General features: G+C 36.3%; 4 protein-coding genes. 1 reads left to right on the top strand and 3 read right to left on the bottom strand.

Going from position 1 to position 12636, the window contains the following annotated elements:
- Positions 1–166: 166 nt before the first annotated feature.
- Together bcp and argS are read right to left on the bottom strand one after the other, a co-directional pair.
- Positions 167–625, bottom strand: coding sequence for a thioredoxin-dependent thiol peroxidase (gene bcp, locus Q8L85_05930; protein ID MDP1724224.1), 459 nt, complete (start codon positions 623–625; stop codon positions 167–169).
- Position 626: 1 nt separating this feature from the next.
- On the bottom strand, positions 627–2387 hold the full coding sequence (gene argS, locus Q8L85_05935) for an arginine--tRNA ligase (protein MDP1724225.1): 1761 nt from the start codon (positions 2385–2387) through the stop codon (positions 627–629).
- A 76-nt stretch (positions 2388–2463) separates the two neighbouring features.
- Here argS and Q8L85_05940 point away from each other — a divergent pair, with 76 nt between their 5' ends.
- Positions 2464–7683 carry an alpha-2-macroglobulin gene (locus tag Q8L85_05940; protein ID MDP1724226.1) on the top strand — a complete coding sequence of 1740 codons (5220 nt, stop codon included), beginning with the start codon at positions 2464–2466 and terminating at the stop codon, positions 7681–7683.
- 64 nt (positions 7684–7747) lie between these two features.
- On the opposite strand, the gene Q8L85_05945 is transcribed toward Q8L85_05940, so the two are convergent.
- A complete protein-coding gene (locus Q8L85_05945; protein ID MDP1724227.1) occupies positions 7748–12622 on the bottom strand; it encodes an Ig-like domain-containing protein in 4875 nt (1624 codons plus the stop codon).
- Between the last annotated feature and the right edge of the window lie 14 nt (positions 12623–12636).

Raw genomic sequence — 12636 nt, forward strand, 5'->3', positions numbered from 1 at the left:
AAATTAGTAATTTTCTTGAAAAATCGCCGCGCACAATTGAATCGCAAATTTATGATTTGAAAGAAAAAATGAATCTTTTTTCAACACAAAAACTGATTCACCATTTTAATAAATCTATTTATAAAAATTTTGGGTTTTAAATTATAGTAAAAAATATTTGGCAATTCTACATACCAATAATTTTCAACACATCCTGATCATGCCCCTCAACTTTAACTTTTCGCCAGATATGGGCGATGATTCCTTTTTCATCAATCAAAAAAGTCGAACGTTCTATGCCTTTATATGTTTTTCCGTACATGGATTTATCAACCCAAACTCCATACGCCTGACAGAATTCAAGCTTTTCATCCGCAAGAAGCATAAAAGGTAAATCATATTTAGCTTTAAATTTCTGATGCGACGCAACATTATCTTTTGAAACACCTAAAATAACGGCCTTGAGATTTTGAAAAGCAGGTAATTGATCTCTAAAATTACATGCTTCTTTGGTGCAGCCTGATGTATCATCTTTGGGATAAAAATAAAGTACAATTTTTTGGCCTAAAAAATCAGATAACGAAATTTCTTTATTTTCATCATTTAAGACTTTAAAATCAGGGGCTTTTTGACCGACTTCTAACATGTTACATCCTTTCAGGGGCTTCTATGCCTAATATACTTAAAGTTGTTTCAAGAACTTTAAGCGTCAAATGCGTTAACATCAAATATCCACCACGAATATCACTATTTTCCTCACTCAAAATATGACAATTGGTATAAAAACGACTAAATTCTTTGGCCAATTGGTACGCATATTCACATAAAACACTGGGCAAATAACGGTCTGCTGCATGTTCAATAGAATCTGGAAATTGAAGTAATAACAATGAAAGCGCACGTGTCGATGGATTAATATCTTTCAAAGGCGAGGATACAAAATCTTTATTTTCAGCTTGTTTTAACAAAGACTTAATGCGAACGGCAGCATATAAAAGATAGGGGCCTGTTTTACCTTCAAAACGTGAAAATTTAGCAATATCAAAAATATAATCATGAACGCGATCATGTTGCAAATCGCCAAATTTAAGCGTTGCCATGGCAACTTTTTGTGCAATATCGTTAAATTCATCTTCGGGTAAATTTTCTGCAATACCCTCTTCATGTAATCTGTTTTTGGCTTCTTGAATCAGTGTTTGGATCAACTCTTTTAATTTCATGGCGCCACCAACCCTCGTTTTAAAGGGTTTGCCATCAGGGCCATTGACTGTTCCAAAGCCCAAATGTTTACAACTTGATTCTTTCAATAGACCTGAACTGTTTGCCGCTCTGAATACTTGTTCGAAATGTAAGGCTTGACGCTGATCAACAACATATAAAATTCGATCAGCTTTAAAAACATCGATACGCTCTTGGATGCAGGCAAGATCAGTTGATGCATAAATAAGGCCGCCATCTTTTTTACGCAACAATAAAGGGGGGATTTCTGTTTTATCATTTTCTTTGGCAACATCAATAATCAAAGCCCCATCGCTCACATAAGCAACTTTGCGTGATTCAAAGTCTTGAATAAGGTTTTCAGCCATTTGTTGGTAACGACTTTCACCGAACCATTGCTCAAAATTAACGCCTAAGATATCTAAATCAACTTTGATGTCAGCTACTGAAATGTCGACGAAATGCTGCCACAGAGCCTTATAGCCACGTCTACCTGATTGCAATTCAAAAGTGGCCAAACGTGCTTTCTCAGCGAGTTCTTTATTTTCCTTACATCTTCCTGAAATGTCAGGATAAATAATATCTAAATCTTGTAAATTCACAGGCGATGTTTTGGGGTAATCACCTTGAAAAGCAATGTCAAAATATGGTAAATCCGGCCATTTTTCTTCAATGGCAATGATCAGCATACCCATCTGCGTGCCCCAATCACCCATATGGATATCGCCTATTACATCGTGACCCATAAAACGTAATAAATATTTTAAGGATTGGCCAATAACACTTGATCTTAAATGACCCACATGCATGGGTTTGGCAATGTTTTGGCCGCCATAATCAATAATTATTTTTTCTGACTTTATAGGTTTTTCAAAGCCTAATTGTGGATCTTTAGATAATGCATTAATGTATTTTAAAATGAGCGTATCTTTTAAACTAATATTAATAAATCCAGGACCTGCTAATGAAAAATCATAATCTTGCGTTGTTTTTTCAGCAAGTTCTTTAATAGATTCAGCCAGAATCCGTGGATTTTGTTTTTGAGCCTTAGACGCCTGCATGGCACCATTGCATTGAAAATCAGCAAGATCTGGTCGATCAGATAATTTAACATCTCCAAAACTTGGCGCAGAACCAACAGATTTAAATAATTCATTGAATAATAATGTTAGTTTTTGACGTGGTGACATAGTTATGGTTTTCCTTTTGACTTGGAAAGGTGCTTGGTTTAATCTCATGGAAGCTGATTTTTTTAAGGGGCTCCCCATGCGCACAACATTTTTATTCGTCTTCTTTATCGCTACTTTTCTAAGTTTCGAAGGTTTTTGTGAAACTGAAGAAGTGCAACCCGCGCTTATTGAAATAGCGCAAAAAAATAAACCTGCCGTCAAACCCTTTGAAATGACTGCGGAAGAATACTTTAATGAACTCCTTAAAAAAAAACAAGCAAATGTCTCTGAAAATCAGCTTTTAAAATTGAAAACAGAAACGCGTGGATCGATTCAAAACAAAGATTATTATAGCGCAATCAGTAATTTAGAAAAAATAATTGCTCAAAATCCTAAAAATTATCATAATTGGTTTTTATATCTCTATACTTTTGTTCAACAAGAAAAGGAATATGCTTCTGACAAAACAAATAAAGCTAAAAAAATTGCTTTTTTAACCAATAAACTTGCAACAATACCCCTTGAAGAAGCGATTATTTTATGGGTATCAGGCGATTTACCTGAAAGTGATGAAACACTTAAACAACAAGCCGTACAAATTGCTTCAGAACAAGAAATCAAAGCTAAAATTGATGCTTTAATAATGAATTATCCGCCTAAATTTGCGGCTTATGAAATTGACAAACCTGATAACCAGGGCGTTGCTTCAGCATGCTTTAAATTGACACATCCGCTGCCTAAAAATCGTGGCATTGATTATGGACAATTCGTGAGCGTTGAGCCTGCGCTCCAAGATTTTCGCGTAAGCGGACGCCAAAGTAATTTATGCATCGATGGATTTATCTATGGTAAGGATTACAATGTAATTTTAAAGCCAGGTATTCAAAGTGTAAATAAATTAATTCTTGAAAAAGAACAAAAGTTTGCGATTTACATTGACCATCGGAAACCACGTTTAAGTTTTCGTGAAAAAGGATATATTTTACCCTCTTCTGGACCTCAGATATTGCCACTTAATACTATAAATGCGAAGGAAGCCTTTTTAGAGCTTTATCATGTACCTGAACGTGGACTTTTAGCTGTTAATCCATATGAGTTTTTAAATAATTTAACAACATGGACCGTAAAACAAATAGGGGAAAACAATGCTGAAAAAATATGGAATGGTAAACTTAGCACGGATGGTCCTTTAAATGATACTTTAACGCATGGCATTCCGCTCAACAAACTTATTCACAAACAATTAGATCCCGGAATTTATGTGTTAGGCGCAAGGTTAAAAGAGCTTAATTATTCGAATTATGAAAGTGATTTTTCAGGACAATGGTTTTTAGTCAGCGACATTGGTATTTCAACCTATGATGGTCCTGATGGTGCCCATGTTTTTGCGCATTCTTTGGAAAATTCCATGCCTCTAACAGGGGTAAAATTACAGCTTGTTTCTAAAAGTAATAAAATTTTAGGCACAACAACGACAGATGAAAAAGGTCATGGATTTTTTGTAAAATCGTTAACGCAAGGATTAGATGGTAATCGTCCTGAGCTTATTTTTGCTGAAAAAGATGCTAAAGATTTTGCATTTTTAAAATTTTCGTCTGTAGGTTTTGACTTTAAAGATCGTGGTGTTCAAGGGCGTGATCATAAGCACCATATGGATGGCTATCTTTATGCTGAGCGCGGTATTTACCGTCCTGGGGAAGACGTTCATTTTGTTGGGTTGCTTCGTGATTTAAATCAGAAACCCATTCTAAATGAAAAAATAACACTCAAACTTACGAAACCCAATATGCAAGAAGCCTATTATGCACTAAGCGATGATCAGGGTGCTGGTAGTTATGCGTGGGATTATACTTTGCCGCCTTCTTCCCCTCAAGGCCTTTGGAAAGCAGCTATTTACCAAGATCCAAAGGGCACACCTATTGCTGAATCATCTTTTGACGTGAATGATTTCGTACCGCCTAAAATTGATGTTCGATTACACAATTTACATGAAATTATGCAGATTACTGAAAAATTTGAAACACAAATAGACGTTAATTATTATTACGGTGCGCCTGGTAATGATTTGATGGTCAATGGTGAAGTCGAGCTTAAAAAAGCCGAAACACCCTTTAAAGAATGGAAAAATGTCTTTTTTGGTTTTGAAGAAGATTCTTTTACGCCTATCCGTTTACCTTTAACAGAAGGCAAAACCGATGATAAAGGACAGATGTTACTTGCTCAAGAAATAACGACGCAACCTGATTTAAATGCCCCCTTATTACTTGAAGCTAAAATCAATGTATTTGAACAAGGGGGCAGACCAGCTTCTAAAACAACGCAATCGATCATTCATCATAAGCCCTTTTATATTGGTATTAAGCCTGCTTTTAAAGAAAAAGTAGCTGAGGGCGCAAAAGCAAATTTCGACATTATTGCCATTAATCCTAGCGCTACTTTGGTTGCAAAACCTGAATTAACATATACGCTTTACGAGGAAACACACGATTTTACATGGTATAGATCGTCAAATAATGTAAATTACGAAAATTCTATTCGAGATAAAGTAATCACACGCGGTAGTGTTGAAACATTTGATGATAAAGCAAGCGTGCTTTCACTTGATATTAAATATGGCCGCTATCGTGTTGAGGTTACGGATGCTGAAACCGGCATTGGATCATCATTCAGATTTTCAAGTGGTTGGTCTTATAATAGTGATCATCCTGATCGTCCTGATTTACTTGATTTACAACTCGATCAACAAGCTTATGCTAAAGGCGATATTCTTACAGCAAGCATCAAATCGCCTTTTAAAGGTCAAATAATGATTTTGGCTGTGGGCCAAGAAATAATGCCTTTATTTCAAGGCGAACTGAATGAAAATGGACTTGCTTATCAAATTACGCTTAATGAATCCTTGTGCAAGGGTCCTGGGTTTTACCTGATTGCAACGGCTTTACGTCCTATTGACGCGAGCGCTCAACAAATGCCTGCACGCGCGATGGGTGTTTCATGGGTTAATTTAAGTAAAAATTTAAAATCAACTGCTCTAAGTTTTGATATGAGTCAAGAAATTGTAAGGCCTCATGCAACTTTTACAACAAAACTTAAATATGATCCGCAATTAAAAAATGCTTTTGCAACTGTTGCGCTTGTGGATGAAGCTGTTTTGAATTTAACCAATTATAAATCACCCGATCCACTCAAATATTTTTCCAGCCAATTGAACCTTGGGTATAAAATTTTTGATTCTTATGGAAAATTAATTAATCCTTTTGGTGCCGTTTTAAATGACGGGCTTGTAGGTGGGGATGGCATGTTTGGGAGGTTTTTGTCCATTTTACCTGGGCGAAGCTTCAAAACCATTAGTTTATTTACAGGTATTTTGCCACTTGATGAAACGGGCGAAACGGAAGTTAGCTTTGATATTCCTGAATTTGAAGGCCAAATGCGCTTAATGGCTGTTTTATGGTCAGATGACCAATTAACGCATGCTGAAAAACAAATTCATGTTCGTGATGAAGTAGTACATGATTTTGCATTGCCGCGCTTTTTGGCGCCCCATGATGCGATCTCGACACCCTTTATGATCCATAACATTGAAGGACCAGTTGGCACTTATCATATTAATATTCAACCCGAAGGTTCAATCTCTGTGAACCCTCACGCATTTGCCTTTAATTTAGCAAAGAACGAAAAGAAAATACAATTGCTGGATTTAAAAGCGAATGCAAGTGCTGATAATGTTGTTAACTTTACTGTTAATTTAAATGGACCTGAAAAATATGAGCGCATCAATCATTGGCAATTAAGTGTACGCTCCCCTTTAATGGATCATGTAAAACGTGATTTCAAAGTTATTCAACCAAATCAACCGATTACTATTGATGGAACATTGCTTAATGGATTTGATCCGACTTCTTCAAATTTAAAGCTTGAAATTGGTGCAATTCCAAATTTTGGTACTTTAAAACTTTCGCAAGATTTGCAGAAATATCCTTATGCGTGTCTTGAGCAAACAGCGAGTAGTATTTATGGATATATGCAAAATGCTGAAGAAAATAAAGATAAAATCCATGAAAGATTAGCACGTCTTTATGCACTTCAAAACATTGAAGGTGGTTTTGTTATATGGCCCGATTATTATGCACTTGATTCATTTTCAACGGCCTATACATTAGATTTAATGTTGAATCTTAAAGTTTCAGGTATTCAAATATCAGAATCCATCCTAACACAAGGGCATAAATACTTAAGATCAATACTCGAAACAAATGTTAATGACTACCAAAAAGATAGACGTTTTATTCTGTTGCAAGAACAAGCTTATGCGCATTTTGTTTTAGCCAAAGCACAGAAAAATGCGTTAAGCCAGATTCGTTATTTTGCGGATAATAATAAAAAAGCGCTTTCAAAATCAATGATTGCATCTGCTTTTGTGGGTGCTACTTACGCTTATTTAGGTGATAAAAATGAAGCTTTTGCCTGGTTTAACAAAGCATTTTTAGCAAAACCAAGCGATTATCAAATCTATGGTAGTGCGATACGTGATCTCGCTTTAACATTGTCTCTTGTACTTGAATCAACTGAAGGCTACCCACAAGTGCTTGAAAAGTCAGTTGAACTTGCTGGCATGTTGGCAGCCAAAAATTATCTTTCGACACAAGAAATGGCTTGGGTTTTACGCGCTTCCATGAATCTTCAAAAAGCAAATAAAGATCATCATTTTGTGTTTAATCAAACACCTTACGATGGCAAAGAAGCTTTATCTTTTGATGTCAATCTAGCCCAATTAACACAAGGCATGTCCATTGAAAATAAAGGCGAGGCGCCTCTTTTTGTGACGTTGGTCGCTGAAGGAAAAGTTCTGGAAAATGGCATTTATGATAAAGTCATCACGGATAAAGGCTTTATTATTAATCGAGACATATGTAAAATTGATGGCACAAAAATAACAGATGCACACTTTAATCAAGGTGAACTTTATGTTGTTGTCTTGAAAGGAGAAATAGCAAAACCAATCGAAGAACATATTGTGATTGCTGATTTGTTACCCACAGGATTTGAAATTGATAACGCCCATCTTCACAAAAATCTCAACAATTATCCTTGGCTTTCAAATGTTGTAACACCTTTGATGGTAGAAGGGCGAGATGATCGTTATGTTGCAAGTTTTAAAACGGAGCGAAGTCAAAAACAATTTACGCTTTGTTATTTAGTACGTGCGAGCTTTAAAGGAACCTTTATCTTGCCAGCCCCTTATATGGAAAGCATGTATCGTCCTGAATTTTTTGGATCGGGACAACGAGAACGAATTTCAGTTATTGGGAAATAAGCCTTAATGCAGAAATAAAACAATTGAAAATATCAAGTGTTTTATTTCTGCTTCATTTTATAAACTAGCTATTCATAAAAGTATCATTAAGAACCTTTAACACTTGTTGTTCAAAAGATTGATGCATTGATTTAATTTTATCCATAACATCGGTAGGCTGTTCGTTGTCTTGATCAAATTCATCCAAAAGATTTCTGGTGTTTAAATCTCCATTATCTCTATAATCTTGAACGTCATTTAAGATTTCGGTTAATCTTGAATTTGGAAAACCATAAAATTGTCCTAATTCAGCATATTCGAAACTGTTTTTAGTCTTTAAAGAATCCGTTAAAATAGGCGGAGAATAAAGTGCAAATTCAGGTGTTTCGTATGCGTCAAAGTTTTCATCAGTTAGATATGGTATAGAAGGATTTACAGTTTTATTTTTAAAAACAGATTGCACTAGGTCAATATTGTCAATCGGCATGAGAGGGATAGGTAGAACATCTTCAATAATTTGTTGAGGTGTTATAGCAAGCGGTAAAATTTCTGGATTAACCGTAATTGCAATTGTTTTTACATCTGATAGAGCGCCGCCCGATCCTACATTACCTTGATCATCAACTTTTACTGTTAAAAGATCGAATCCATTGAAATTAGGATCTCCTCTATAGACAAGAGAGGCAAGAATTGCATTTATATCTGTAGCATTACCGATAATAGTGACTATTTTGCTTCCATTGTTACTAATTGTAGCATCACCGACTTGTATTAAATTTACAGTACCATGTGAAACAGAAAGATCTACTCTAAGGTTTCCATTTGGCGCTTCAGCAAGATCTGCGTCTGCAACAGAAATGCCAGGAAGAGATAAATCTGTATCTTCATTAACATTTTGAGGTCCTGGGACAATAACTACAGGCGCATCATTAGCAGCATCAACATTAATATCAATTGTTTTAGTATCTGTTTTAACGCCACCTGAACCTGTATTACCTTGATCATCAACTTTTGCAATTATTGCATCAGATCCGTTGAAATTAGGATCTCCTTTATAAATAAGGGAATCAAGAGTTGCATTAACATCTACAGCACTACCAATAATGCTGACTGCTTTACTTCCATTGTTATTAAGTGTAGCGTTACCCGATAATATTAATGTTAAAGTACCATGCGAAGCAGAAAGATCTACTTTAAGATTTCCACTTGGCGTTTCTGCAAGATCTGTGTCTACAACAGAAATACCAGGAAGAGATAAATTCGCATCTTCATTACCGTTTTGTGCGCCAGGCACTGTAATGACTGGTGCATCATTAACAGGTGTAACATCAATAGGGATTTGTGCATGTCCACTGCCTTCATTGTTTTCAGCAAAAGCAAATACCTCTACAGAAGCAAGACCATTAAATTGAGGTGTAGGGGAAAAAATAACAGGATTTAAAAGGGTTGCATTGATATCGTCAATACTACCCATAATTCTTACAAAATCACTACCATTGTTAATGATTGTTACTGCACCCGAAGGGGTAAAGGTTAAGATCCCATTCGTACTATTAAAGTGAACATCAAGGTTCTTATCATCAGCATCATTGACCCTAATGCCAACTAAGGAAACATTTGTATCCTCATTTGTTTGTGCATTGGCAGGTGCTGTAACTTCCGGTGAATCTTCGATAGATAGCACATTAATATCGACAGTTTTAAGATCAGTTTTAGGGCCCTCTGATCCTGTATTACCTTGATCATCAGCTCTGACTGTTAGAAGATCAGATCCATTAAAATTTAGGTCTCCTCTATAAATAAGGGAGTCAAGAATTGCATTGACATCTGTAGCATTGCCGTTAATGCTGACTGATTTACTTCCATTATTGCTAAGTACAGCATCACCCACTTGTGTTAAATTTAAAATTCCATGTTCAACAGATAGGTTCATTTTAAGTTTTCCATCAGGCGTTTCAGCTAAATCAACATCTGCAACAGAAATACCAAGAAGCATTAGATCTGTATCTTCACTCGCAATTTGCGTGAGCGGTACTGTAATGACAGGCCCGTCATTAACAGGTATAACGTCAATTTGTGCGGTATCAACATTAGTACTAAAAGCGCTTGTTTCGTTATTAGGAGGGGAGACAAAATTATTGATAAAAGTTGCTGCAATTCTTTTGTCATTATTAGGAGAAGTGTCAACACCTTCTGCACCATTAGGATTTCCATCACTTTGATCCCAAGCACGGTAGGAAAAAGTAGCTGGTCCATTATAATTAAGATTTGGCACAAAGCGCATAGAAGTATGCGTATCAGCTTTAAGAAGCAATGCAGCATTATCGCTTACGGGACCAATATCCGTCCAATTGACGCCATCATCAGTAGAATATTGCCAAAAACCATTCGCATTATTATTATCTAGCGCTGTAATTGCAATTCCTTGTAAAGGACCATCAGCATCCGTAATTGTTCTACCAATTATTTCTTCAATTTTATTGCCAGGGTTAGAGGTGTTACTCACATCTTCAGGAATATTGGTTAATCGGGGATCGCCAGTATTATCAAGAATGGGCGCATCGTTGACAGGATTGACATTAATTTCAATTGTTTTTGTATCCGTTAAAAAGCCGGGTGCGCCTGTGTTGCCTTGATCATCAACTTTTACCGTTAAAAGATCAAATCCATTGAAATTTAGGTCTCCTTGATAGATAAGAGAGTCAAGAATTATATTTACATCAGCAGCATTACCGATAATGCTTACTTCTTTACTTCCATTATTGTTAAGTACAGCATCACCCACTTGCGTTAAATTTAAAATTCCATGTTCAACAGATAGGTCCACTTTAAGTTTTCCATCAGGCGTTTCAGCTAAATCAACATCTGCAACAGAAATACCAGGAAGAATTAGATTTGTATCTTCGCTTATATTTTGAGGTCCCGGCACAATGACAACAGGTGCGTCATTAACAGGTGTAACGTCAATTTTGATTTTTATGATTGAAACACTTAGATCATCTTGAGCAAAGATTTCTATAAAAGTATGCCCATTAAAATTAGCAGGTGGTGAATAGATAACCGGATTTAAAAGAGTCTCATTAATATCATTAACACTTCCTACAAGACTTACAACATTACTTCCATTGTCAGTGATAGTTGTATTGCCTGCGGGAGAAAACGCTAAGACGCCATTATTAGCTTCAAAACGAACTTCAAGAATTTTACTATCAGCATCACTCACACTAATGCCTGTTAAAGAAAGATTTGTATCTTCATTAACTTGGAATTTTTCGGGCGCCGAAATCTCAGGTTCATCATTGACAGGTTTTACAGTAACGAAAAAACTATCGTTATTGTCGATTAAAGCATCCCCGCCTGTGTGACCTAAATCGTCACTTGTCATAAATATCTCTTGTGTACCTGTGAAACCAGTAGCAGGCTTATAAATTAAATTTTTCAACGTCTCATTAACGTCAAATAAGTTTCCAGTAATACTAATCTCATGTGTGTCATTGCCAGTAATGGAAACACCGCCAAATGCTATGACCTCCATTGTGCCCCCGGCTAAAGCTGTGAGTAAATCAACCTTAATCGTATTGTTCGGTGCAGCTGTTTCATTTATATCAACATCTGCAACAGACACGCCTGGAATTGCAACCGCAGTATTATGGTTGGTTTCAATCGGAAGTAAAGGCACCGTATTAATGGGTGCATCATTAACAGGTATTACAGTAATTTGTGCGGTATCAACATTAGCACTAAAAGCCGTTGTCCCGCCATTAGCAGTAGTATCAACACCTTCTGCACCATTAGAATTTCCATCACTTTGATCCCAAGCGCGGTATGAAAAAGTAGCTGGTCCATTATAATTAAGATTTGGTACAAAACGCATAGAAGTATGCGTATCAGCTTTAAGAAGCAATGCAGCATTATCGCTTGCGGCATTAATATCCGTCCAATCGAAACCATCGTTAATAGAATATTGCCAAACACCATTCGAATTATCTAGCGCTGTAATTGCAATTCCTTGTAAAGGACCATCAGCATCCGTAATTGTGTTTCCGATTATATCTTCAATTGTATTACCAGGATTAGAGGCATCGTCTACATCTTCAGGAATAGCAGTTAATTGAGGAATGCCACTATTATCAAGAATGGGCGCATTATTAGCATTATTCACATCCAAAACATCAACAAATCCTGTTTTTTCTGCACTAAAAGAAGGTGCAAACAAACGTTGTGTATAAACATCTTTTGTGCCTGAATGGTCAGATTCCCATGCAACAACAATAAATTGTCCACTCTCATCAATAGCAATAGAAGGATCTATTTGATCTGCGTTTGTAATCGTGTTAACACGAAATTCATTTGTAAGGGCCAGTCCATTTAGGTCAAACTTTCTAAGGATAATATCATTTGCAGCGCCGTTTACAATATTGGGGCTATCCCACACTGCATAAAGATTACCTTTTGCATCCATTGCAATTGAAGGATGGACTTGTGCACCTGTCAGTGTTTGATTTAATCGAAATTCACCGCCATTCGCTGTTCCGTCGGCATTATACATTTGGCCAAAAATTTCTGATGAATTTGTGCCAGCTTCACTTTGCCAAACGATTGCAAAACGACCATCTGGAGCCATTGCAACAACTGAAAAACGTTGATCGCCTGCAACATTTATATTATTGACACGGAACTCAGCACCTAAAGCTATCCCATTTTGATCAAATCGACGTGCATAAATATTAAATCCTTGTCCTGCATCTTGATCAGAACGCCATGTTACGACAAAATTGCCATTTGTGTCAGAAGCAATTGTTCGATGATAGCGATCATAAGGTGACACATTTAGATTAGTGCTTTGCTCACCCGGTAAAGTTTCGTTGATTGTAAATTCACTCGTAATTGCTACCCCATCACGACGAAAAATACGCGCTGTAATATTAAAATTATTGGACGCATTATCAGTCCACGTCACAACAAAATTATCAT

The sequence above is a fragment of the Alphaproteobacteria bacterium genome (assembly GCA_030680745.1).
Lineage (GTDB): Bacteria > Pseudomonadota > Alphaproteobacteria > JAUXUR01 > JAUXUR01 > JAUXUR01.

Excerpts from the sequence above, each read along its gene's own strand:
- Q8L85_05940 (MDP1724226.1), top strand. The coding sequence starts at position 2,464 with ATGCGCACAACATTTTTATTCGTCTTCTTTATCGCTACTTTTCTAAGT.
- argS (MDP1724225.1), bottom strand. The coding sequence starts at position 2,387 with ATGTCACCACGTCAAAAACTAACATTATTATTCAATGAATTATTTAAA.
- bcp (MDP1724224.1), bottom strand. The coding sequence starts at position 625 with ATGTTAGAAGTCGGTCAAAAAGCCCCTGATTTTAAAGTCTTAAATGAT.